Origin of the sequence: Mesorhizobium sp. WSM4935 (assembly GCF_029625735.1) — a bacterium.
GTDB lineage: Bacteria > Pseudomonadota > Alphaproteobacteria > Rhizobiales > Rhizobiaceae > Mesorhizobium.
Window position 1 is genome coordinate 156,587 of sequence record NZ_JARTVR010000003.1, and the last position, 20,886, is coordinate 177,472.

General features: G+C 60.8%; 27 protein-coding genes and 1 pseudogene. 18 read left to right on the forward strand and 10 right to left on the reverse strand.

The features are described from left to right. On the forward strand, positions 1-705 hold the full coding sequence (locus tag P9273_RS08770) for a TIGR02281 family clan AA aspartic protease (RefSeq protein ID WP_040994869.1): 705 nt from the start codon (positions 1-3) through the stop codon (positions 703-705). A 7-nt stretch (positions 706-712) separates the two neighbouring features. Here the strand turns inward: P9273_RS08770 and dusA are convergent, their stop codons facing one another. Next, entirely contained in the window at positions 713-1,711 is a 999-nt protein-coding gene (gene dusA / locus P9273_RS08775) for a tRNA dihydrouridine(20/20a) synthase DusA (protein ID WP_278048540.1), read from the reverse strand. A gap of 115 nt (positions 1,712-1,826) precedes the next feature. Between dusA and P9273_RS08780 the strand changes: the two genes are divergently transcribed. Then, positions 1,827-2,888 carry a tyrosine-type recombinase/integrase gene (locus P9273_RS08780; RefSeq protein ID WP_278048541.1) on the forward strand — a complete coding sequence of 354 codons (1,062 nt, stop codon included), beginning with the start codon at positions 1,827-1,829 and terminating at the stop codon, positions 2,886-2,888. A 405-nt stretch (positions 2,889-3,293) separates the two neighbouring features. Here the strand turns inward: P9273_RS08780 and P9273_RS08785 are convergent, their stop codons facing one another. After that, positions 3,294-3,857 carry an ATP-dependent DNA ligase gene (locus P9273_RS08785; protein ID WP_278048542.1) on the reverse strand — a complete coding sequence of 188 codons (564 nt, stop codon included), beginning with the start codon at positions 3,855-3,857 and terminating at the stop codon, positions 3,294-3,296. A gap of 180 nt (positions 3,858-4,037) precedes the next feature. Here P9273_RS08785 and P9273_RS08790 point away from each other — a divergent pair, with 180 nt between their 5' ends. Together P9273_RS08790 and P9273_RS08795 are read left to right on the forward strand one after the other, a co-directional pair. Further along, the gene (locus P9273_RS08790) at positions 4,038-4,226 is read left to right on the forward strand and encodes a DUF3606 domain-containing protein (RefSeq protein WP_278048543.1); all 189 of its coding nucleotides are present in this window, start codon (positions 4,038-4,040) and stop codon (positions 4,224-4,226) included. After that, positions 4,192-4,458, forward strand: coding sequence for a hypothetical protein (locus P9273_RS08795; protein ID WP_278048544.1), 267 nt, complete (start codon positions 4,192-4,194; stop codon positions 4,456-4,458). Before P9273_RS08790 ends, P9273_RS08795 begins: the two co-directional genes overlap by 35 nt. A 175-nt stretch (positions 4,459-4,633) precedes the next feature. Here P9273_RS08795 and P9273_RS08800 read toward each other — a convergent pair whose 3' ends face one another. Then, positions 4,634-4,837 (reverse strand): KTSC domain-containing protein, encoded by a 204-nt coding sequence (locus P9273_RS08800; RefSeq protein WP_278048545.1) that lies wholly within the window; start codon positions 4,835-4,837, stop codon positions 4,634-4,636. 75 nt (positions 4,838-4,912) lie between these two features. Between P9273_RS08800 and P9273_RS08805 the strand changes: the two genes are divergently transcribed. Together P9273_RS08805 and P9273_RS08810 are read left to right on the forward strand one after the other, a co-directional pair. Further along, entirely contained in the window at positions 4,913-5,125 is a 213-nt protein-coding gene (locus tag P9273_RS08805) for a hypothetical protein (RefSeq protein ID WP_278048546.1), read from the forward strand. Positions 5,126-5,597: 472 nt separating this feature from the next. Next, positions 5,598-5,831: a hypothetical protein gene (locus P9273_RS08810; protein WP_278048547.1), complete on the forward strand. Its 234-nt coding sequence runs from the start codon at positions 5,598-5,600 to the stop codon at positions 5,829-5,831. Between the two features lie 400 nt (positions 5,832-6,231). On the opposite strand, the gene P9273_RS08815 is transcribed toward P9273_RS08810, so the two are convergent. Both P9273_RS08815 and P9273_RS08820 read right to left on the reverse strand, forming a co-directional pair. After that, positions 6,232-6,441: a hypothetical protein gene (locus P9273_RS08815; protein WP_278048548.1), complete on the reverse strand. Its 210-nt coding sequence runs from the start codon at positions 6,439-6,441 to the stop codon at positions 6,232-6,234. A gap of 113 nt (positions 6,442-6,554) precedes the next feature. Continuing rightward, entirely contained in the window at positions 6,555-6,725 is a 171-nt protein-coding gene (locus tag P9273_RS08820) for a hypothetical protein (RefSeq protein WP_278048549.1), read from the reverse strand. A gap of 201 nt (positions 6,726-6,926) precedes the next feature. Here P9273_RS08820 and P9273_RS08825 point away from each other — a divergent pair, with 201 nt between their 5' ends. Continuing rightward, positions 6,927-7,157: a hypothetical protein gene (locus tag P9273_RS08825; protein WP_278048550.1), complete on the forward strand. Its 231-nt coding sequence runs from the start codon at positions 6,927-6,929 to the stop codon at positions 7,155-7,157. 79 nt (positions 7,158-7,236) lie between these two features. Here the strand turns inward: P9273_RS08825 and P9273_RS08830 are convergent, their stop codons facing one another. Next, positions 7,237-7,554, reverse strand: a complete 318-nt coding sequence (locus P9273_RS08830; protein WP_278048551.1) for a hypothetical protein — start codon at positions 7,552-7,554, stop codon at positions 7,237-7,239. Between the two features lie 100 nt (positions 7,555-7,654). Here P9273_RS08830 and P9273_RS08835 point away from each other — a divergent pair, with 100 nt between their 5' ends. From P9273_RS08835 to P9273_RS08850, 4 genes and pseudogenes are all read left to right on the forward strand, one after another. Next, positions 7,655-8,245 carry a hypothetical protein gene (locus P9273_RS08835; RefSeq protein ID WP_278048552.1) on the forward strand — a complete coding sequence of 197 codons (591 nt, stop codon included), beginning with the start codon at positions 7,655-7,657 and terminating at the stop codon, positions 8,243-8,245. A 14-nt stretch (positions 8,246-8,259) separates the two neighbouring features. Further along, positions 8,260-8,523, forward strand: a complete 264-nt coding sequence (locus P9273_RS08840; RefSeq protein ID WP_278048554.1) for a hypothetical protein — start codon at positions 8,260-8,262, stop codon at positions 8,521-8,523. Between the two features lie 7 nt (positions 8,524-8,530). Beyond that, positions 8,531-8,973: pseudogene (locus tag P9273_RS08845) on the forward strand (SOS response-associated peptidase). A gap of 23 nt (positions 8,974-8,996) precedes the next feature. Continuing rightward, complete coding sequence (locus P9273_RS08850; protein WP_278048555.1) at positions 8,997-9,218, forward strand: SOS response-associated peptidase family protein; 222 nt, start codon at positions 8,997-8,999, stop codon at positions 9,216-9,218. Between the two features lie 1,142 nt (positions 9,219-10,360). Here P9273_RS08850 and ligD read toward each other — a convergent pair. Together ligD and P9273_RS08860 are read right to left on the reverse strand one after the other, a co-directional pair. Next, positions 10,361-12,130, reverse strand: coding sequence for a DNA ligase D (gene ligD, locus P9273_RS08855; RefSeq protein ID WP_278048556.1), 1,770 nt, complete (start codon positions 12,128-12,130; stop codon positions 10,361-10,363). Positions 12,131-12,635: 505 nt separating this feature from the next. Continuing rightward, positions 12,636-13,547: a LysR family transcriptional regulator gene (locus P9273_RS08860; protein ID WP_278048557.1), complete on the reverse strand. Its 912-nt coding sequence runs from the start codon at positions 13,545-13,547 to the stop codon at positions 12,636-12,638. A 175-nt stretch (positions 13,548-13,722) separates the two neighbouring features. On the opposite strand from P9273_RS08860, the gene P9273_RS08865 reads away from it, so the two are divergent. From P9273_RS08865 to P9273_RS08885, 5 genes are all read left to right on the forward strand, one after another. Beyond that, a complete protein-coding gene (locus tag P9273_RS08865) occupies positions 13,723-13,944 on the forward strand; it encodes a helix-turn-helix domain-containing protein (RefSeq protein ID WP_278048558.1) in 222 nt (73 codons plus the stop codon). A 387-nt stretch (positions 13,945-14,331) separates the two neighbouring features. After that, positions 14,332-14,991 (forward strand): ABC transporter permease subunit, encoded by a 660-nt coding sequence (locus P9273_RS08870; protein WP_278048559.1) that lies wholly within the window; start codon positions 14,332-14,334, stop codon positions 14,989-14,991. Between the two features lie 14 nt (positions 14,992-15,005). Then, positions 15,006-15,755 carry an ABC transporter permease gene (locus P9273_RS08875; RefSeq protein WP_278048560.1) on the forward strand — a complete coding sequence of 250 codons (750 nt, stop codon included), beginning with the start codon at positions 15,006-15,008 and terminating at the stop codon, positions 15,753-15,755. Positions 15,756-15,808: 53 nt separating this feature from the next. After that, a complete protein-coding gene (locus P9273_RS08880; RefSeq protein ID WP_278048561.1) occupies positions 15,809-16,657 on the forward strand; it encodes a transporter substrate-binding domain-containing protein in 849 nt (282 codons plus the stop codon). 76 nt (positions 16,658-16,733) lie between these two features. After that, a complete protein-coding gene (locus tag P9273_RS08885) occupies positions 16,734-17,987 on the forward strand; it encodes a CapA family protein (protein WP_278048562.1) in 1,254 nt (417 codons plus the stop codon). A 53-nt stretch (positions 17,988-18,040) separates the two neighbouring features. Here P9273_RS08885 and P9273_RS08890 read toward each other — a convergent pair whose 3' ends face one another. Then, positions 18,041-18,538: a helix-turn-helix domain-containing protein gene (locus tag P9273_RS08890; RefSeq protein ID WP_336619382.1), complete on the reverse strand. Its 498-nt coding sequence runs from the start codon at positions 18,536-18,538 to the stop codon at positions 18,041-18,043. 139 nt (positions 18,539-18,677) lie between these two features. Here P9273_RS08890 and P9273_RS08895 point away from each other — a divergent pair, with 139 nt between their 5' ends. Further along, complete coding sequence (locus P9273_RS08895; RefSeq protein WP_278048563.1) at positions 18,678-18,914, forward strand: helix-turn-helix domain-containing protein; 237 nt, start codon at positions 18,678-18,680, stop codon at positions 18,912-18,914. On the opposite strand, the gene P9273_RS08900 is transcribed toward P9273_RS08895, so the two are convergent. Next, entirely contained in the window at positions 18,905-19,399 is a 495-nt protein-coding gene (locus tag P9273_RS08900) for a hypothetical protein (protein WP_278048564.1), read from the reverse strand. The two genes, P9273_RS08895 and P9273_RS08900, sit on opposite strands and share 10 nt — an antisense overlap. Before the next feature lie 34 nt (positions 19,400-19,433). Between P9273_RS08900 and P9273_RS08905 the strand changes: the two genes are divergently transcribed. Further along, positions 19,434-20,801, forward strand: a complete 1,368-nt coding sequence (locus P9273_RS08905) for a hypothetical protein (RefSeq protein WP_278048565.1) — start codon at positions 19,434-19,436, stop codon at positions 20,799-20,801. Positions 20,802-20,886: the final 85 nt, after the last annotated feature.

A 20,886-nucleotide genomic window follows, 5' to 3' on the forward strand; every position in this document is an offset into this window, starting at 1 on the left:
ATGAACCGGCTGTTCTGGATCGTCATGGCGGTGATCGGCACCGGCGTCGTGCTGCTCATGCTCAACAATTCGGCCGGCCACACTTTCGGCATGAACAACAATGATTTCGGCAGGCTGATCTGGGTCGGCGTGCTGGTGATGGTGATCGGCGCGAGCCTGCTCCGCTCGGGCCGGCCGTTGGGCGACATGGCGCGCAATATCGGCGTCTGGGCCGCACTGATCCTCGTGCTGATTGCCGGCTATCAGTATCGCTACGAGTTGCAGGACGTCGCGAGCCGCGTGACCGCCGGCCTTGTGCCGGGCAGTCCGCTGGCCTTGGGCGTGGAGAATGGCCGCCCGACCGTCACGCTCGACAAGGCCGGCAACGGCCATTTCGAAGCGCGCATCCTGGTCAACGGCACGCCGGTACGCGCCGTGGTCGACACCGGCGCGACCAGCACGGTGCTGACGTCCGAAGATGCTCAAGCGGCGGGTTTCAACCCGGCGGCGCTCAGCTACAGCGTGGATGTCGCCACAGCCAACGGCATGGCGCGCGCGGCAACGGTCAGGACCGACGAGGTGGCGATCGGCGGCATCGTGCGCAAGAACATGTCGGTGATGGTCGCCGCGCCCGGCATGCTGGACCAGAGCCTGCTCGGCATGAACTTCATCGGCTCGTTGTCGGGTTTCGACGTACGCGGCGACCGCATGATCCTGCGGGACTGACCGAAACTCAGGCCGCTTCGGCTTCCGCCGCCGCGAGATCGATTGCCGCAAAGGCGCTCTTAAGCACCTGCGGGCCGGCGCCGCGTTTGTTCGCATCGGTGGAAAGAATCTGCCGGAAGCGGCGCGCGCCGGGCAAGCCGTGGAACAGACCGACCATGTGGCGGGTGATGTGGCCGAGCCGCCCACCCCGCTCGATATGGCGCGCGGCATAGCCGGCCATGGCGTCGATCAGCGCCGGATAGTCGAAGGCGGCAGCCGCCTCGCCGTAGAAAGCAGCATCGACGCCGGTGAGGATCCCCGGCGTATGGTAAGCCGCGCGGCCGAGCATCACACCGTCGACATGGGAAAGATGCGCCGACGCCTCGGCGAGCGACTGGATGCCGCCGTTGATGCCGATGAATTCGTCCCGCTTTCTGGCCTTCAACCGGTAGACGCGCGGATAATCGAGCGGCGGAATGTCGCGATTCTCCTTGGGACTCAGCCCCTCCAGCCAAGCCTTGCGGGCATGCACCCAGAGCGTGTCGGCGCCGGCGGCAAATACGCCGTCGGCAAGCGCGTCGAGAGCGGGTTCCGGGTCCTGATCGTCGACGCCGATGCGGCATTTGACCGTGACGGGGATTTTCACCGAAGCTTTCATAGCCGCGACGCATTCGGCGACCAGGGCCGGCGTCTTCATCAGGCAGGCGCCGAACGTCCCCGACTGGACGCGGTCTGACGGGCAGCCGACATTGAGGTTGATCTCGTCATAGCCGAAAGCCTCGCCGATCCGCGCGGCCTCGGCGAGCTTTGCCGGATCCGATCCGCCAAGCTGCAATGCAACCGGGTGCTCGACATCATCGAAACCGAGCAGTCGCTCGCGCGCACCGTGGATGACCGCGTCCGCCACCACCATCTCGGTGTAAAGCAGCGCGCGCCGCGTCATCTGACGATGGAAGAACCGGCAATGCCTGTCCGTCCAGTCCATCATCGGGGCAACGGCCACTCTATGGTCTTGATTTTCCAGCATTTTTCCTTTAACATCAAATTCTTAGAACCTGCCGAGTGCACACGAATTTACCCCAGAATACGACCCTTTTCGCCACGTTTCGATCTCTCAGTGCACACGGAGCGCACACGAAAAAATGGCCACTTACACCAAGCTCTCATCCGGTTCCTGGCGTGTGCAAGTCCGTCGCAAGGGTCGCTATGTCAGCGAGACGTTCCTGCGCAGAGACGACGCGCGGCGCTGGGCCACCGAAACCGAGCGCCAGGTCGATCGCGGCGAAACGCCGACCAAGTCACGTACAGCGCGCCTGAAAACCTTCGGCGAACTCATCGATCTTCATATCAATGACATGTGCGATGTAGGCAAGTCCCCTCGCCGCTCCAAGGCCGCAGCCCTCGCTATGCTGAAGAGGCAACTCGGGAAGTGCAACCTCGCGGCTCTCGATCGCGAACGGCTTGTTCGTTTTGGTCGTGAGCGGGCAGCCCAAGGCGCTGGACCGATGACTCTTGGTATAGACATCGGTTTTATCAAACTTGTCCTGTCGCATGCCGCGGCCGTCCACGGTCTAGCAGTCAAAGTGGAACCTGTCGATCTCGCGCGCATCGCACTTAAGCGCCTTGGCCTTGTCGGCAAGGGGTGTGAGCGCGACAGGCGGCCCACCCAGGACGAACTCGACAGGCTAATCGCCTACTTCGATTCAAATCCTCTCCAGATAGCGCCGGTTGGCCAGATCATACGTTTCGCGGTTGCGACGGCGATGCGCCAGGAGGAAATTTGCAGGGCTCGTTGGTCCGACTTGGAGAATCGCACGCGAATGCTTCTCATCCGCGACCGGAAAGACCCCCGCAACAAGCAAGGCAACAATCAGCGCATACCGCTGTTCGCGGCCACTGGATACGATGCGTGGGCCATTGTTGAGGAGCAGCGCGCAAGGCGAAGCAATGACGATGATCGAATTTTCCCGTTCAATCACAAATCAGTCGGCACCGCCTTCCGTCGAGGATGCGCTGATCTGAGCATCCACGACCTACATTTTCATGACTTACGGCACGAAGGAACGAGCCGCCTGTTTGAAGCCGGGTTCACAATTGAACAGGTAGCGTTGGTTACTGGGCACAAAGATTGGAAGATGCTGCGCCGCTACACACATCTGAAGCCCGAGACGCTTCACTCTGTCCACGCGGCGAAGGCTGCATAGTTCAGGGCAGCGGGGACTGGATTTGCACGGCACCCGCTTGCCGAGCGGGATGTTGGTTCAGTCGTGGTCATGGTCTTGCTCGTTGTCGCTCTCAGTTGACCTGAGGTTAACCCGAGGGGTTCAGGCCACCTGAACCCCACCTCGCGGCGAGCATCGGGAAGCGAGGGGGCAAGCCGCGGCGGTGGAGGGGTATCCCCGGTCTGCACGAAGCGAAGCGCAGGAAGATGGGGGAGACCGCCGATGAGGCTTGCGGGGAGAGAGGGCCGCCCGCCTCTCTTCCGACCAAAGCAAACAAGGGCGTACAAGGCGGAAGCACCGGAATGCCCACCAGCGGGACCAAGTCAATTCGGTGCTGGAGAAAGTTCGTGGCCCTGAGACCGGCTCAACAGGGCGGCCATAGGAGCATCAGTATAGCGCCGCCGTCAGGCGGGATGCGGAACCGACAACCCTCTCCTCTTCGCGAAAATCTTGCAACGACGCATGACGCAACGTCTCTTCGCCACGAAGATGCTTGACGCGGCAGATGAGCCCCGGCTTTACCCAATGCGTTGAGGGTCGCTTGACGCCCTTTGGCGCGGGCCCTTTGTGCTCCTGGACGCGCTTCCAGAGCCGATGACGTACTTCTCTGTTCAAGGTAACGAATGCAGCCCCGTGAAGCGCCCCGTTCAGGTGCATTCGGTCGAAAGCCACAAAGTACAAATCGTGCGGACGGCGTGTGACGGCCTTACGAAGTTCCCGGACGTCGGGATGCCCGGCTGCATTCAGCACAATGATCTCACCATCGATAATGGCGCTGACGACGTTTAACTCGTCGGCGACTTTCGCCAGTTCTCGATATTTTTCGGTCCAATCGATGCCGCTCCGCGTGAAGATGCGAACGCCACGCCTATCGATGACGATCTGAGAGCGGTATACGTCAAATTTCAGTTCGTGAATCCAACCGTCGCCTTCCGGCGGCTTATCAACCAAGGTCGGCGACAAAGGCGGAATAAAGACAGCCGATCGCTGCCTGATCTATGCATCAGGACCCCAACACTGCCTATCGAATTCGATTTAATAGCGCGGGATTGCTTCGGTCCCATTAGCTATGGCTAATGGGAACATTCATTCGTTGCCGCGGTTCTCCACGACAGACCAGGAGACGCGAAGATGGCAGATGACAAGACCAAACGGGATTTTCGCGACCGCGACCGAGTTTCAGCCGACGAGGACTACGAAGTACGTCACTTCGCCAACAAAGTTGGCCTGACGGTGCAACAGGTACGAGAGTTGATTAAGCAGCATGGCAACTACCGAAAGACGCTTGAACGCGAAGCCCACAAGCTCCGGGGTGACTGACGCTGAATCGGAGAGCTTCGAAGACCTTCTTGCACTACCCTGGGTTACGACCTCCGCTGAGGACTTAGACGAAGCGCTCGGCCTCATCAGGATGGCCATCGAGTTGACCTGTCCGGCCGGCGTGCTGCCAAGCCGGGAGATGGTGGACGGCCTCTATGGCCCGGAGCCCATTCGTGAGGCCGAGGCGTTGGCCAAGGCCATCATTGCGACGGTGGAGAAGCTCACCGAATGACAAAGCTCTCTGAACTCGGGCCGCAGCACGCGGTCACCGTACATATTCCACCCGGCGCCGAGAACGATACGGATTTCTATCGCTGCGAGACCTGCGGTCAAATCGTGGACTGCAGAGACATGCGACAGGTGCTTTGGCACGAACAGTCGGATCATGAACCGCTTGAGATGGACGCTTAGTCCGGAATGCGGCGAAAGCGGAAGTGATTGCGAATGTGGTCGTTAAAATATCGGCCTTTGACAAACGCCGACCGGAACGCCGCATCAGTCTCCGCCGGCACCTCCTCAAAATCGTAGCGCTTGCCGCTGGCCACGAACCACACGGAGAGAACCCTGCTGACTGGATCGTACTCTGTTTTCTTGATCGAGGTGGATGGCATCGCGCACCCATCATTGCAGATCGCAAACGATCGGCCGCGCCTTTTGTTTCAAGACCACCCGCCTATAACGCCGCCATGAAGACGATAGCGACTTACGATTCGGCAACGGGAACATTCACGCTCGAGAAAGGCGTCTGGCGGGGAACGTTCCCGATCGCCGATTTGCCGAATTGGATCCGCTTCTATCGCCAGCAGCAAGAACGATATCCGACGCATGCTGCGCAATATGCGGCCGATGTGGAAGCCCTTGAAGGGCTGGCGAAGCACATCGGCGCGATATTGCGCTGATCAAAATGCGCCCCGTCGAGCCCGGAACAACGCTTCGCGACCATCGTTGGGTCTGCGACCGAACGGGGCCAGCAGTGCATGAAAACCTACCGGGTTGAAGAAATGGCTGGTGACGCGGTGGTGGCCCATCAGGTTGTCATGCTAATACCCCATGGGTAGCAGCGGAAACGGCCACGGGCTGCGCGGTCACGACCATACGCGGTGACGAACAGCGATGGATCCGGGTCACGGATGAGGCGAGCGGGGTTGTTTACAGTTTTGCCTTCAAGTGATCTGTGGATAGTAACCGCCTGTTCACCATTGCAGTGAGGCCGCCCTTGAACGCCGCAAACGCCGGCATGGCGTGGCCAAGTCGGTTCCATTTCCGACGCTTCCAAGGCCCCTAGGCGGTCAGCTGCCTCCCCCTGAGCCCTTAGCTGGCCGCCTGTTCTTTCGAAAGGCGGAAATGACATCTCGCCGGCAGGCCAGCAGCATGATCGTCGTGCCGCCGCGCATGTGCGCGGTCACGCCCAAGCTGGTCGAGGAGCTGAGTAAGGACCTTCGCGCGGCGTTACCCGGTTTTCAGTTTCAGATCGTACCCGACTACATCGGCCGGCAAAGTCACGAGTTCTTCGTCGAGACGGATGGCATCGTGACCGATGCAGCGGTTGAAGCGCTTCAGGAGGTGCTGGCACAGTATGGCGACAACGCGAGTGCCAAGGATTAATTCTCACGCAAGCTTCTGCTAATACACTTGCCTCAGCCTTTATTTCGGGAGGCCGAGTTGTATCAAACCACGACGCTTGAGAACCTGGAATTTGCGCAGTCCATGCTGACGGAGATCCGCCGGAGGGCTAGCGCTTCCGGCGAGCCGCTCCTCACATATTTGATCGATATAGCAGCTGCCGAAGCTCAAAAACGTTCCCACGACGTTCGGTCCCAGATCGCTCAGGCAAGACGATGCCCGGCCTGGGGGACGTCTAGAGGGGACTAGGCAGGGCAGGCCGGGCCCTTACCCAGCGCGTGCGGCGCGGGGCAGGCTCACATTATGAGCCGCTTTTTGGCCGTGCGGCATTAACAATATTAGCATCCGCTTAAAGAAAAGCCCGTCAGTACATCGCTCGCTTCTAGCGCCCGAGGGGTAGTTTCGAAGCCGTAAGCAATTCGTCTTCGTCCCTGATGCCGGCCTGGTAATTGGCCAGAAGGCGAGACGCCAAAGCTTCACGTCGCTCCGAGGACTGATGCTCGTTCTTCAATTTGTCGAATACGCGGCCGAGCAGAGCGAGGTCTGAGGAACTGAAGATTCCGGCTTCTTTAGCCTGTTTGTAAATCGGCATGGCCCCCCCCAACCGGAATGCTTTTAGCTAATTCCTATCCCGATTAGGCATTTACGCAACAAGAAAAGCTCACCCATCCAGGCCGACGGATCGCCACCTTCGCCAGCGGCGTTTCAATGCCTGCCCTTAAGGAAGCGCGCCTCTCGCACGAGCGAAGCCCAGTCTGTGCCGATCATCTCGATGAGATCTCGTGCTTGTTTCTGCGTGATGCCTGTCTCTTTCACCAGCCGCCGAACCAGGAGATCAGCCGCTTTCTCCTTGTCATCTCTGCCGTCGCGACCCATCCGAACCTCCCGTATTCCCCACGCGAACCGGCAGCTTCGAACAAGGTTTCACCCGCTATGCAGAATTAAAAGCACCTATCCAACAAATGTGGTAGCTCGCAAACCGACAGAGGCGTATTGTCAATAGGTCGTCCCTTTCCCGGCACACGGACGCTTGAAAGTCAACTCAGGTGCTTTCGCCCATTTCGTGGAGAAAGCCCCGTGAATAGACACTCAGCTAATTTCATTTCCGCTTTTGATTTCGACGTGATCCGCCAGGCGTTTCAACGGTCGATTGCAGACGACCGCATCCCGCCGGAGGAATGGGAAAAATGCGCAGATGACCTGGTGCGGTATTTTGTAGGCAGCGAAGTGCCGAGGGAAGTAGTCGCTGCCTTGCTCAACTCAGTGCGGCAAACAAAAAACCCGCCGGCCGAAGCCGACGGGCTATAAAAACAACACGGGCCGGGGTTAGCCGGGTGCCACAACCGAAGATGGCGGAACTGCTACTAGGACCCATAGAGATGGACCGTCATTCATCCCGCCAGATCACCCGCTTCTCCCATCGGATTTCGACCAGCCGTCGAAATCGGATCGTGTGGGCTTGCTCGCCGGTCGTGTTGAATAGCTGCGCACTTATCCATTCCCGGCTGCCGCACTTCTGGCAGCGAGCCTTGTCCCGAACCTCTTCGATCGTGATGTTGCCGATGACCTCTCGCAACTCGAGCGGCTTGTAGTAGCGCGTGATGTTGCATTTCGCGCAGCGGATCCCCGCCACCTGTCCCGCGTCATGGGCATGGGTCAGAGTCCACGGGGCGCCTCTTGGCCACTTCTCTGGTTGCTCGGGCATCCTCCGAAATGAGGAACATATTCCTCTCTGGTCAAGAGGCTCTTGACTCCAATGTTCTCATTTTGTTCACTGTCCCCCGACAGCCACAGAGAGGTCGGTCATGGACATCATGATGGACGCCAGGGGCGCCACCGCCGAAGACAAACAGCGCGGAATCGACGCTGCAACCGCAGTGCTCGACCGCGCCGGCATGACGGCAGAAGATGCTGCCAGCGGCGCGTTCGCCGTCGAGCGATGGGACGACAAGGGCTTTCCGCCGGACCAAGAGCCGTCGGAAGACGAGTATGCTGCCGCTGAGGTCTGGTGGGCGGCAAGCAACGCCGCCAGCAAGGCGTGTTGCGAGGGCTGGCCGGACGAGAAACGCTGGCAGGTTCACGGCCTACAGCTCGTGCACGATCCCGAGACGGAGCGAGCGGACCGCGAAACCGCGCTGGCGCGAATGCGCGAGATTATCCAGGCGGAAGATGGCCGAGGCGAGTTCACCGACAACCGTGTATTTTTTCTGGCGATCGCCGCCACTGCGGAGGTTCCGGATAGTTCGAAAGCGCAGCAACTCGTCAGCGCCGTGACGGTTGCTTATTCGTCGCTGTCACTCGCGGGCTTCCACCCGGATGAGCCCGTCGAGCCAAAGCGCCAAGCGGTGCTCGACGCGATCGAGGCACTAGAAGCGGGATCAGCGCCGCTCAATTGAGAAAGGCCCGTTGAATGTCTACCCACGTCCTTCCGGAGCAGAAAAAGCCAAAGCTCATTGTCGTGGTCGCCTTTGACCGCGGCGACGATGGCGAGCTGTTTCCAATGTACGGGCCGACCGATCAGCAAAGCGAAGAGCGCGCGATCCGGACTGCCAAAACGCTAGCAGGAAAGCATGTCGGCGTTATAGCCTGGAGCCGGGATGCCGATCCGGCGCTTGGGCACTACGGACCGCCAAACACCCTCTTTGTGAGCGGCGACGTCCCCGACATGGAGTGACCAGCGCATGTGCGGACGCTACACCAGATATCTTCCATGGTCCGAAATCCACCGACTTTATCGTTTGACGGCGCCAGCAGATGTGGGCCGCAACGATGCACCCCGCTACAACATCGCGCCGACCGACGAGGTGCCCTTCATCACGGCGGGCGACGACGATAACCACAAGGTTCGCACCGGCCGCTGGTGGCTGGTGCCCTACTGGGCGAAGGAGATGCCCAAGGCACCGATGTTCAATGCACGCGTCGAGACCGCGATACGACACCCGCATTTCGCGACGCCTTCAAATCGAAGCGCTGCCTGATTCCGGCCGATGGCTTCTATGAATGGACCATCAGCCCGGCCCATCGCGGCAAGGATCCCTGGCACATCTTCCTGCCCGGTCACGCGCCTTTCTCGCGGGCTTGTGGGCTTAGAACAAAGCGCTGGACGTCACGAGTTGCACTATAATCACTGAGCCTGCCGGCGAGCCGATGCGCCGGCTGCATGATCGTCAACCAGTGATCCTCGATCCGGCCTACTACGATGGCTGGCTGAACGCGAAGACGCCGGCAAGCGACCTGAAGGACGTGCTATGCCATGACATCGACGGGCAGCTTCAATTCAATCGCGTCGAGCGCGACGTGAATTCCGCGGCGATCAACAAGCAGCCCAACGACCACTCCGGGCTTGTCGGGCCGATCAATCCGCTCTGAAAAAAAGCGCCCGGCCCTCGCACGATGCTGCAGATCAACTGCGCAATGGTGCGTCGAAGGGGCTGACACGAAGTCCGCATCCCTGACAACCCCAAGCTCGGCACTGGCTGATTCATGGGACGCGAAGACTTGAGGCAAGAGCATGAGCCGCTTCAAGCAGACAGCTATTCGAGATTGTGGCGATACCGGAAATGGTCGCGGATATGGTCGTTGACGAAGCGATCTTTGGCAAACGCAGAACGGAACGCCACGTAAGTACCTCGTCAAAGTCGTACCGCTTGCCGCTGCTCACGAACCAGACCAAAAGTGTCCTCATCTCCGGATCGTACTCTGTCTTTTTGATCGAGGTGGATGGCACGGCACCCATCGTTGCTGATCGCCAACGATCTGAACCCGTTTTGCGCCACTTCTGAAGGACTGAAGACACCTGCCTCTCTGGCTCTCTGGTAGATCGGCATGAGGCCCTCCCAACACCGGCCGAACCCTCAATGCCGTCACCTGATCTTTGATGTCCTCAGTTGTCAAGAAAACCGCCGCTATAAGCCTGCGTGGGAAGTTGTCTCGCACTGAATGCCAGGGAGCCAGATGCCATGGCGATCCGCTGGGAGCCGCGAGTCTGGCGGTGCTGCTCGCTACCGAGACGCTCGGCACAGACTGGCCGTCGCTGCTTCGCGAGGCCCGCTTTCTGAAAGACCGACATTGATTCCGGTGGAACATGCCAAGCGGGCGTTCAGACGCCACGACGCCGAGTTCGCAGGCCTCCCTAACGAGGCGGGAGTCAGCAGTTCGGCTTGAACGTCTTTGCCGTTTTTGTCGTCACGCATCATCCATGTCACTTCGGCAGAAATGGCGAGGCGTGGAGAAGGTTTCGGCCGCCTTGCTCGGATGTAACACATTGTGAAAAAGCCGGTCGGCCGAAGCCGACGGGCAGATGCAGGAGTGGCCTGGCCTGGGTGCGCAAGGTGGCAATTCTGTTGGGAACCTGGCCGCTCCTAGAGGGCGCTGTAATTTGGGCAAGGGTCAAGCGGCTTGTTGCAAGTTATTTGGGGCAACTAAAGAGCGTGTTTGCCACCGTCCAGGGCCTTCAAACGATGACAGCCGAAACGCGCATCGGTCTGGCGAGCGTTCGGGAAGCTCGCGCCTCATGCGGCTCGTCGAGGAGCGGCTTTGAACGGTCGCGCGAGCGTGAAAGCATCCGGCCGAATCCCCGCCTCGATCTGCTTCCACGTGACGGGATGAGCGATTGGGAAACCGAGCCGTGCACGGGGAGAAAAAGCACCCACAGCAGTATTGCCCCGCCCGTTGCGCAGGTAATCCAGGAAGATACGCCCCCCTCGCGCTGCCGGGTCGGCAGATAGAAGGTAACGCGCGGGATCGGCGTCAACGAGACATTGGGCAAGCGATTTGGCCAGTTGCCGGGCACCGTCATGGGTCATACCCGGAACCAGCGGCGCCATCAGGTGTATGCCTTTTCCGCCGGTGACCTTCGGCCAGCTCTGCAAGCCAGCCGCCTCGAGGATGCCACGCAGTGACAGCGCGGCTTCGATAACCGCGTCCCATGGCACGCCCTCGCCGGGATCGAGATCGAGGACGAGTTGATCCGCACGTTCGATGTCGTCGACGGTGGCGTTCCAAGGATGTAGCTCGACGGCATCCATTTCGATCAAGCCAAGCAGCCCGTCGAGGTCATCCACCCACACCCGAACACCTTCGCCGCCCTCGCGCTTTTGGATCCTTAACTGGTGCACCGAAGCTGGGATCGGAGGCAGCGGCCCCTTGTGGTAGAACGTCGCCCCATAGGCGTGGCGAACCAGCTTGAGCGGTCTTCCGCCCAGATGGACCAAGGCCAGGTTCGCAACACGCTTCCAGTAGTCCACCAGCTCTTCCTTCGAAGGTGAAACAGCATCGGGCAGCAGTTGGAGAATGTTCTCGCGAGGGACCCCATGTTGGCTCTCGAACCTCCGTTTGGAAGGCGACGGCGGCTTTGCCGGGATGACCTGAAGATCCTCGCGCAACCCCTTGAACACCGCCTCGCGCAAGATGCCGCGGTCCGTCACGCCGCTGAATTGCACTTCGGCCAGTACCTCCGGCCGCACCCAAGTTGCTTTGGGTTTTTTGATCGCTTCCGACAGAGGTGATTTGCTGACGACCAGCGGATCAAGCCGCTCGCGAACCCGCCTGGCTGCCTCCAGTGTGTAACCGCTTTGCGCCTTTCCCGCGTAAAGCAGCCGGTCTCCCTCCCATCTGCCAATATAGAGGGAAGCGATCCGGCGCGGCTGCGCGCCGAGCTTTTCAACGAAAGCGACAATCGGAAAAGTGTCGCTCTTCACGCACTTTACCTTGAGCCAGCTCGTTTGAACGCCGGATCGGTACGGCGAGTCGGCGTGTTTTGAGACGATGCCCTCCAGGCCCATTCGGCAGGCATGGTCGAATACGTCTTTGCCTCCAAGCTCCAGGTGCTCGGCGTAGGTCAGAGTTGGAGCCGTATCCTGCAGCAGGCTTTGCAGCGCCGCCTTGCGCTCAATCAGCGGCTGTCGCCGGAGGTCGCGACCGTTCAGGTGCAATAGGTCGAAGGCAAAGAACATGATCTTCGAAGAATTCGGATTTCCCAGCTCCCGCTCGAGAGCTTGAAAGTCCGGCAGGCCCGTTTTGCCGAGGACGACCGCTTCACCATCAAGGATTGCGGATTTAACGGGAAGGTTTGCTGCCGTCTGTACGATCCGCTTGTAGCGGTGCGACCAGTCATAGCCCCGCCGTGTGAACGCCCTCGCCTGTCCGCCTTCAATGACAAGTTCTGTCCGGTATCCGTCGTATTTGATTTCGTGCAGCCAGTCGGCGTCGGCGGGGGCTCTTTCGACCAGCGTCGGTGATTGGAACGCGATGAAGGCGAGTTGCCCCTTCGGTTTAGGCATGCACTGGGGACTCCCTGAACCCGGATTCAAACCTCGTCGTCGCGATCGGTTCCGATAAATTTAGCAAAAGTGCATATATCGCCTGCCCTGGACGCCGATTGCGGATGCACTGCCGAGAGCTTCCGCGATCACACCATGCCTGAAGCAGCATCATTTTAGCTAAGCTGCATGTGCGGCGGACCACAGGTTCGCCAGGCCGGCGCACGCTTCAGGCAATCTCCCAACGAGAGGCGCCGGCCACCTTAGCCCGCTGCAGTTGGTGGTGGCACATCTGCAGCGGGTTAATGGGTGAATGCGCTAACTGGGCGCCTGGCCAGGCTCTGCACCTGGTCCCAAAGCGCTGCCGCTGGCCGAGCTTGACGTTGAGGACCACGTCCTCGGCGTACCGCCTTTCATCAGGCAAGCACCCTTAGGGTTAAGGGCCTCGCAAGGCCTGGCTCGCCGCGTTCCGCTGCCGAAGCCGCTCATGTTCCGACGGACCGGGCGTTACGCGTGGTCGCAATCATCAGTCGCTGCTGGAGTCCGAGAATGCAGCGATGATCGCCTCTAGCGTTACGTTCAATCCGCTGGAGAACGTGCGGCCCTTCTGCCAGACCGCGACATAGTGATAAAGCGCCGAGGGTTCCACCGGCCTCGCTTCCAGGTGGAACGCCGCGTATTCGCGCGCGATAATCTCGTTGGTTATTGCAACGCCAAGTCCAGCCGACACGTATCCTGCTTCGTGACCATTGCAATCGAACTCGACCAGAATGTCAGGCTCGGTGCCGGCGAAGCGCAGGGCATTGAAATTCATCTGGTGGGCGGCGAACTGCGGATCGATATCTATGATGGTCTCGCCTGCAAGATCCTCGGCAACGATCCGGTCCTGGCTCGAGAAACGGTGGCCGACAGGGAAAATGCAGACATTGCGCGCCGATCCGAGCGGCGCCCATTCGAACAGGCGCGGATCGAGCGGCAATCTTGAGATTCCGAGGTCGGCGCGGCCGGCCAGGATGTGCTCCCCGATCTGTTCGTAGCTGCCCGAGATGGAACGCACATTCGAGGCGGTCTTGGCATGGATGATGGCAACCACCTTCGGCAGGGTGACGAAACCGAAGACGGATGGCGCGGCGAGCGCGATCCGCTGCTTTTCTTCATTCTTCATCGCGAAGATGGATGCTTCCAGCCGCCCGAGCGACGTCAGCGCCATCTCGACGTTCCGCAGCAATTCCCAAGCCTCGAGAAGCGGCACGATGCGGTTGGCGGAGCGCTTGAAGAGCGTCAGGCCGACGGTCGCCTCGAGCTGCTTGACATGCTGGCTGACGGCGGGCTGGCTGATGCCAAGCTCCGCCGCGGCCCGCCTTGTCGAGCCGGTTCGCAGCACCGCGCGAAAGACCTGCAGCTGACGGAACTTGAAGCCGCCTGGCAGCAATTCCAATGCCTGCGCTCCTTCGAACGGACGGGCCGAACCCTTTGTGGTCGCTGCCTGGCAGACAGACCGGGGAGCGAATCTGAGCCCCCTGGTTCGAGATCAGGCGCAATCCCGGAATGCACTATAATATAGTCACTATAGTGACTGGTAAAGCTGAAGGTTTGCTTATCGCTATGCGCGCATGCGCCTGGCGGAGATTTTTGGAGCGAACGTTCGCAGGGTCCGCCTGAAGCGCGGAATGACCCTGGAATCGCTGGCGACCGAAGCGGGGCTCGCCTACAGCTATATGGGCGGCATTGAACGGGGGCAAAGAAACCCCACCCTGGACATGGCCGAGAGGATCGCGAAGGCGCTGGACTGCGATCCGGTCATCCTGTTGCGAGCAACCTCAGCGGACAAATAGCTGGCGCCAAAGATCGGGAGGCCACAACTCAATTGCCTCCCTCCCCGCCTAGCCGGGATCCGCGCTCGCCTTGCATCGCCGGTGCGCTTGGCACTTCAGGCTTACAACCCTGGCTGTTTTCCTGCGGCGCAAGGTTGGTTTTAGCCACGCGGCATGCACGGCCCGAAAATTTCGTTCGAGACTAATTTCACGCTATAACAATATCTTATAGCAAAGATTGCACAATTTATAGATTGAACGCCCGTAAATCAGATCTTATCATGATCAAATCCCTATAATTAACTTGGAATTACTTTCTGTACAAACCGCAACCGCAGGTGGCTAACCCGTTCTGAACTTACGCCAACCGGCACGTCTTATCGAAGTGCGTCTCAAGGAAAACGCCCGATGGGTGGTTTTACTGCTCAGTTTGCTGTCGCCCTGACCGTGACCGTCAGCCTTGGGCTGATCAGCGGCTGCCTGGGAACGGCTGCCGGATTGCTTCTGGCGATCTGGAAAGGCACGGCGCGCCCGCGGCTCACCGGCATCGTGACGGCATACACCACAATTGTGCGTGGCGTGCCTGAACTTCTCATAATCCTGCTCATCTATTTCGGCGGGACCACGCTCGCCAGCAGGCTCGCCGGCCGCTACGTCGAGGTGAACGCGTTCAGCGCCGGCGTCATCGCGCTCTCGGTGGTTTTCAGCGGCTATGCGACAGAAGTGTTCCGCGGCGCGATCGCCGCAGTGCCTTCCGGCCAGACCGAAGCGGCCAAGGCGCTCGGCCTGAGCGCCTGGCAGCGGTGGCTTCTCGTCATCGGGCCGCAGATGCTGCGGCTGGCGCTGCCTGCCTATGGCAACCTGTGGATCTCGCTCTTCAAGGACACCGCGCTGGTCTCGATCGTCGGCCTGACCGACATCATGCGCGTGGCCTATGTCGGCGCCGGGTCGCTGCGCGCGCCATTGACCTTCTATCTCGCGGCATCCGCGCTCTACCTGTCGCTGACCACCCTCACCCTGCTGTCGATCCGCTTGGCGGAGCGGCGCTATCCCGCTCTTGGCCGCTAGGAGGGGCGCGCTCCATGAACCTCGGCCTGATGCTCGACGCCGTCGCTGTCCTGCCTTCCGGCATTGTGCTTACCCTCACCTTGACGGTGCTTTCGCTGATAACCGGATTTCTTCTGTCCGTGCCGCTGGCCTTCATCCGCGCTTTCGGGCGTCCCGTCTTCTCGGGCGCGGCGCTGGCCTACACATATGTCGTTCGCGGCACGCCGATGCTGGTGCAGCTCTTCCTTATCTACTACGGCCTCGGCCAGATCGAGGCGGTGCGGGCAAGCATCTTCTGGGTGGTGCTGCGCGATCCCTTCTGGTGCGCGCTTATTGCCTTTTCCCTGAACAGCGCGGCGCACACGACGGAGATCCTGTGCCGCGGTCTCCAGTCGGTGCCGAAGGGCGTCATCGAGGCGGCCGCCTCCCTTGGCCTAAAACGCTTCCAGACCGCCCGTCTGGTCACTTTCCCGATCGCTTTCCGGGTATCGCTGCCGGCCTATGGCAATGAGGTGGTTGGGATGATCAAGGGCTCGTCGCTGGCAAGCACGGTGACGCTGCTCGAGGTCACCGGCATGGCCAGACAAATGGTTTCGACGACCTTCGCGCCCTATGAGATCTTCATCGTCGCCGGAGCGATCTATCTGCTGCTGACTTCAATTGCCGTGAAAGCCACGCAATTCCTGGAGCGCAGGCTTTCGACCGAACTTCGGCCCGCTGAGCGGTCGAGATCGCGATGGCGCCCGCCCCTGCCCGGCCAAGCGGTGAAGACGCCGCTGCCCTGACGGCGCGCCGTCCAAAAAACTCCTTCCAATCCAGATCAAAGAAGAGGTGCATCATGCGCATACCCCTGGCTATTGCTGTCGCTATCGCGTTGCTGACTCCGGCTCTGCCTGCCGGCGCGCAGAGCGAACGCGTCATCACCATCGCCTCCGAAGGTGCTTCGCCGCCCTGGGACGGCACCGACGACAAGGGCGAGCTCTACGGCTATGACATCGATGTCGGCCGCGAGCTTTGCCGCCGCATCGCGATCAAATGCACCTTTGTGCCGCAGGACTGGGACGGGATCATCCCGGCGCTGCTGGTCGGCAAGTTCGACGTCATCATGTCCGGCATGGCGATCACCGAGAAGCGCAAGCAGTCGATCGCCTTCTCTGTCCCGTACGCAAGCGGGTTCAACCAGTTCGTGGTGCGCAAGGAACTCGGTCTCGATCCTGGCGACATCAGGCGGAAGGTCAATTTGTCGACGATCGGAGACAAGGAGAAGGCGGCCATTGAACGCCTGCGCTCGACGCTCAGCGGCAAGGCGATCGCGGTGCTGCGCTCGTCGAACTCGGAAGCGGTGGTGAAGCAGCTCATGGGCGATATCGTGACAATCCGCAGCTATGACAGCCTGGACAACATGAAACTCGACCTTGCCGCGGGCCGCGTCGACGGCGGTCTGGCCGACTATTTCACGTGGCGGGATTTCCTGGAGACGCCGTCTGGATCGGGGGCAGCGTTCTTCGGCCCGGAACTGAAAGGCGGCCTATGGGGACCGGGCGTCGGCGCCGGAATGCGCAAGGACGATACCGAGCTGCTCGCCAAGTTCAACGCAGCGATAGACGCCGCCACGAAAGACGGGACGATCAAGGCGCTCAGCCTGAAATGGTTCAAGACCGACATCTCGCCGGCAGCCTCGAACTGAGCCGGCGCCAAGGCCTCACCCACGCGGGCCCGGCCCAAAGCCGCCCCCGCCCTCTCCTCCTTCAAGGCAAGTTTTCATGAAAGACCAGTTCTGCGCCGTAGTGACCGGCCAATCCCTGATCACGCGTGACGTCCGCGACCTAAAAGACGAGCGGTTCGCGGCAGTCGTCGACTTCCTGCGGCAGGGCGATGTCGTGTTCACCAATTTCGAATCGACGATCCTCGGCAGCCATGGCGGCTGGGCGACGAAGGGCAGGTATTTCGGCTACTCCACGGCCGAGGTCTTGGACGCGTTGCAGGCGATAGGTTTCAACGCGCTTGCGCTTGCCAACAACCACGCCTTTGATCTCGGCGCCGGCGGCATCCTCTCGACGCTGGAGGAAGTTGGCCGCCGCGGCTTCCTTCATGCGGGCATCGGGACCGACGAGACCAGCGCCCGCAAGCCGGGCCGCCAGCGCTTGGGCGGGCGGGAGGTCGCGCTTCTTGCCTTTGATGCGGGGCCTGGCCCCTCGAGCATGTATGCCGAAGACCGCACGGCCTTGCGCCCTGCCCGTCCCGGCGTGAACCGCCTCAAGACTGCCCGAAAGATCGGGGTGCCGGACGGGCATCTGCGCAGGCTGGCAAGGCTTGGCGAACATTTGCAGTGCTCGCCCTTCGAGCTCACCAACTACGCGCAGCCGGAGGACCCAGTGGAGGTGACCGCCGGCAAGGAGGTTAATTTCTACGGCACCGTGTTCACGCAGGCCACCGACTTCGGGCGGCTGATCGAGATCGATCCGCAGAGCGCCGATGCCCATCTTTCAATAATCCGGCGGGCGGCAGCGCAGGGCGATTTCGTGATTGCATACCTCCATCACCATCATTGGGAGCCTGGCTGGCAGGACGTGCCGCGCTGGGTGCGGACCTTCGCCCGGACGTGCATCGACGCCGGCGCCAGCCTGTTCGTCAGCCACGGCGCTCCGGTTCTCCAGGCGATGGAGATCTACAACGGCTCGCCGATCTTCTATGGCCTCGGAAACTTCCTCTTCCACGTGCATGCCGACGAGACGGAATGGGATCCGCCAGAGGTCTGGCAAAGCATCGTCGCGGCCTGCCGCTTTGATGCGGGCAAAAGCCTCACAGGGATAGATCTTCTACCCGTCACGATCGGCACCGAGCCTCATTGTCCCGGATCAGAGACAGGCAGGCTGGTGCCGGTCACCGCCTGCTCAGGCACCGCGCATGATATCCTGGAAGGATTCGCCGGGCGCTCGCGGGCATTCGGCGTCGACATCGACATATCCCTGGCGCGCGGCCGTATCGAAATGCCTGCCCCAAGAAAATTCGGCTGACAGGGAGCCCCGGCGTCAGAGCGACGATCGGCAGGCTCAGCCTCGCCGGCCGTCTAGGCATCGCCCTTCCTGTCGAGCAACGCCAATTCCTCCCCCAACAGCGCGATCAGCGAAGCGATGCGGCCACGGACACGCGGTGGAAGGTTCATCAGACCCTCGATCAGGTGTCTCCCCTCGGCGCTGGCGATGAACTCCAGGCGTTCATCGACCGGCAAGGGGCGCGCCTGGCCGCGGCTCTCGTCATTTCCCGGCAGGCCTTCGAAGAAGCGGCTGACCGGAACGCCGAGCGAAGTGGCGATCTCGTAGAGCATCGAGGCGCTGACTCGATTGCGCGCGTTCTCGTATTTCTGGAGCTGCTGGAAACTGATACCGATGGCGCGGGCGAGCTGGCCCTGCGACACGTCCGATTGGACACGCACGGTCGCAATCTGCCTCCCGACATGCCGATCGGCCGGATGAGGTTCGCTCTCCACCGCTTGCTTGCGTGTTATCCGAAGCAGGACAGGACGTTGCGGTTTCAACAAGGCCTCCGACGCTCCAAAGCGTTCCACCCTCAACAGGTTTGCCGCGACACCCTCAGAGGTCTCGCTCTCGTCTACAAGCTGAGCCGATCAGCCATTTAATATACCTTATGAGGCTTAAAATAACCCTATAGGTGGCAAAGACCATGTGCCTGCCGATTGTGGACGCATGGTCAGTCCACGACAGATTCGGGCCGCGCGGGCTTTGCTTGGTTGGTCGCAGCAGGAGCTTGCCGACAAGGCGATCGTCTCGCTCAACGCACTGGCCCGCTTGGAGAGCGGCAAGGTCGATTCCCGGGTCAGCACCATGCAGGCCATCGAGGCAGCTCTGACCAGGGCCGGCGTCGAGTTCTTGTCAGCCGGCCAAAAGGGCGAGGGTGTGCGCCTCCTCGATCCTCAGGCCTGAGCTCCCTGCCCCGACTGCTGGCCAATCCGAACGACGTCCTCCAGTAAAGAACGGATCTGCGGCCAGGGAAATTCAGGATCGTTCTCTGACGGCTGTCCTTCCCTCAGCACCGCGTCGAGCTTGGCCGCCACTCCGGCAAGCGAGGTGGCCGGGGTCCGGGCCAGCATCTCAAGCAAATCCGCTGCTCGCTCGGCAGCCTCGCGTTCAGCCTTCAACGCAGCCGAGTAGCCAAGTTCGCGATCGGCGGCATCCCAGCGAGAGTGATGTGCCGCAAAACCAGCTTCCGCGTTACCGCGATCAGGCGCGTAAGGAAGTCCGACCGTTTCGATCAGTTTCTGCTCAAGGCGCTGCTGCTGACGGCATAGTCTCTGGGTCTCCTCGTAGGCATTCTGCCATCTGCGCCATACAGCTTCAGCAGCATCATTATGTTGGGATGCCTTCAGACCTGTGGCGACCCAGAAGACAAGCCGGGTCGGTCTGGTCACGACGAACTCCATCCGCGGCGGTGCGAACCGAAAGGTGCTGGATCAGATCGCAGCAGAGAGCCGGCTGTTTGAGGCATGGAGTGACGAGCCGTGGGTCGTCGATGGCGCATCCGTGCGCGTGTCGCTCTTCTGCTTTGGCCAGGGCGAAGATGAACTGCGCCTCGACGGGAAGACGGTTGCCCAGATAAACTCAGATCTGACAGCTGGAAGCACCGACCTGACGAAGGCGCACCGGCTTGTTGAAAATAAGAACATTGCATTCATGGGCGACACGAAAGGTGGCGCCTTCGATGTTCCCGGCGAACTTGCGCGGTCCTGGCTGCGTATGCCGGTGAATCCTAACGGCAGGCCGAATTCTGACGTCCTCCGACCCTGGCGCAACGGGATAGACGTGACTCGACGTCCCCGCGACATGTGGATCGTCGACTTTGGCTCGGGGATGTCCGAGCAGCAGGCCGCCCTTTACGAGGCGCCTTTTCAGTACATCAAGGAGCACGTCTTTCCCGAGCGAACGAAGAACAGGCGGGACGCTTACCGGGAACGTTGGTGGCGACACGTAGAGGCACGGCCAGCCCTGCACTCCGCCCTGCATGGCCACTCACGGTATGTGGCAACACCTCGCGTTGCTAAGCATCGAACGTTCGTCTGGCTCGACCAATCGGTTTTGCCAGACTCCCGGATATTTGCATTTTCCCGGTCGGATGACGTCTTCTTCGGGATTCTGCACTCGCGATTTCACGAGGCTTGGAGCTTGGGGACATGCTCCTGGCACGGTGTCGGAAATGATCCGACATACAACAGCGCGGGCGTATTCGAAACCTTCCCGTTTCCGGCTGGTCTGTCTCCGGATGTTCCTGCAATTCGCTACGAAAAGGATTCGCGCGCCCTCGCGATATCAACAGCTGCCCGTAAGCTCGTTGATTTTCGCGACGCGTGGCTCAATCCGACCGATCTTGTCGAAATGAGGCCCGAGGCCGTTTCCGGCTTCCCGGATCGAATCCTCGCGAAGGATACAGCCGCTCAGGCAGTCCTTCGCGAACGCACCTTGACCAACCTATACAATCGACGCCCGCAATGGCTGATCGACGCACACGCAAAACTGGATGCCGCTGTCGCCGACGCCTATGGCTGGCCCGTCGACATCTCCGATGAGGAGGCTATGGCGAAGCTTATGGAACTGAATCTGTCACGCGAAGCTATCGGCGCGGGCGCAACGTCCGGAAAGGCCAGGAAACCCCGCAACCCCACGCCTGAAGAGGCCCGACGCGCCCCGCAGATGAGATTGCCGATAGATGGTGGCCTCAGCACCGCGACTACAAAGGAAAAGAGCTCTGGGAACATGTTTGGCCCCCAAGAGGCTGGGGCCAAGCGCACACGAAGGAATGTCCGCCGCGCCTCGTGAACCACCGCCGGACCCTCAAAAGGATCGGCGGGGGGCGTGCCATGTGCGCTCCCATAGGTAGTGTGGGGCCGAAAGTGGACGGTCC

Coding starts and splice junctions, on each gene's coding strand:
- P9273_RS08770 (WP_040994869.1), top strand. CDS start 1: ATGAACCGGCTGTTCTGGATCGTCATGGCGGTGATCGGCACCGGCGTC.
- dusA (WP_278048540.1), bottom strand. CDS start 1,711: ATGCTGGAAAATCAAGACCATAGAGTGGCCGTTGCCCCGATGATGGAC.
- P9273_RS08780 (WP_278048541.1), top strand. CDS start 1,827: ATGGCCACTTACACCAAGCTCTCATCCGGTTCCTGGCGTGTGCAAGTC.
- P9273_RS08790 (WP_278048543.1), top strand. CDS start 4,038: ATGGCAGATGACAAGACCAAACGGGATTTTCGCGACCGCGACCGAGTT.
- P9273_RS08800 (WP_278048545.1), bottom strand. CDS start 4,837: ATGCCATCCACCTCGATCAAGAAAACAGAGTACGATCCAGTCAGCAGG.
- P9273_RS08805 (WP_278048546.1), top strand. CDS start 4,913: ATGAAGACGATAGCGACTTACGATTCGGCAACGGGAACATTCACGCTC.
- P9273_RS08810 (WP_278048547.1), top strand. CDS start 5,598: ATGATCGTCGTGCCGCCGCGCATGTGCGCGGTCACGCCCAAGCTGGTC.
- P9273_RS08815 (WP_278048548.1), bottom strand. CDS start 6,441: ATGCCGATTTACAAACAGGCTAAAGAAGCCGGAATCTTCAGTTCCTCA.
- P9273_RS08820 (WP_278048549.1), bottom strand. CDS start 6,725: ATGGGTCGCGACGGCAGAGATGACAAGGAGAAAGCGGCTGATCTCCTG.
- P9273_RS08830 (WP_278048551.1), bottom strand. CDS start 7,554: ATGCCCGAGCAACCAGAGAAGTGGCCAAGAGGCGCCCCGTGGACTCTG.
- P9273_RS08835 (WP_278048552.1), top strand. CDS start 7,655: ATGGACATCATGATGGACGCCAGGGGCGCCACCGCCGAAGACAAACAG.
- P9273_RS08840 (WP_278048554.1), top strand. CDS start 8,260: ATGTCTACCCACGTCCTTCCGGAGCAGAAAAAGCCAAAGCTCATTGTC.
- P9273_RS08850 (WP_278048555.1), top strand. CDS start 8,997: ATGCGCCGGCTGCATGATCGTCAACCAGTGATCCTCGATCCGGCCTAC.
- ligD (WP_278048556.1), bottom strand. CDS start 12,130: ATGCCTAAACCGAAGGGGCAACTCGCCTTCATCGCGTTCCAATCACCG.
- P9273_RS08865 (WP_278048558.1), top strand. CDS start 13,723: ATGCGCCTGGCGGAGATTTTTGGAGCGAACGTTCGCAGGGTCCGCCTG.
- P9273_RS08870 (WP_278048559.1), top strand. CDS start 14,332: ATGGGTGGTTTTACTGCTCAGTTTGCTGTCGCCCTGACCGTGACCGTC.
- P9273_RS08875 (WP_278048560.1), top strand. CDS start 15,006: ATGAACCTCGGCCTGATGCTCGACGCCGTCGCTGTCCTGCCTTCCGGC.
- P9273_RS08880 (WP_278048561.1), top strand. CDS start 15,809: ATGCGCATACCCCTGGCTATTGCTGTCGCTATCGCGTTGCTGACTCCG.
- P9273_RS08885 (WP_278048562.1), top strand. CDS start 16,734: ATGAAAGACCAGTTCTGCGCCGTAGTGACCGGCCAATCCCTGATCACG.
- P9273_RS08895 (WP_278048563.1), top strand. CDS start 18,678: ATGGTCAGTCCACGACAGATTCGGGCCGCGCGGGCTTTGCTTGGTTGG.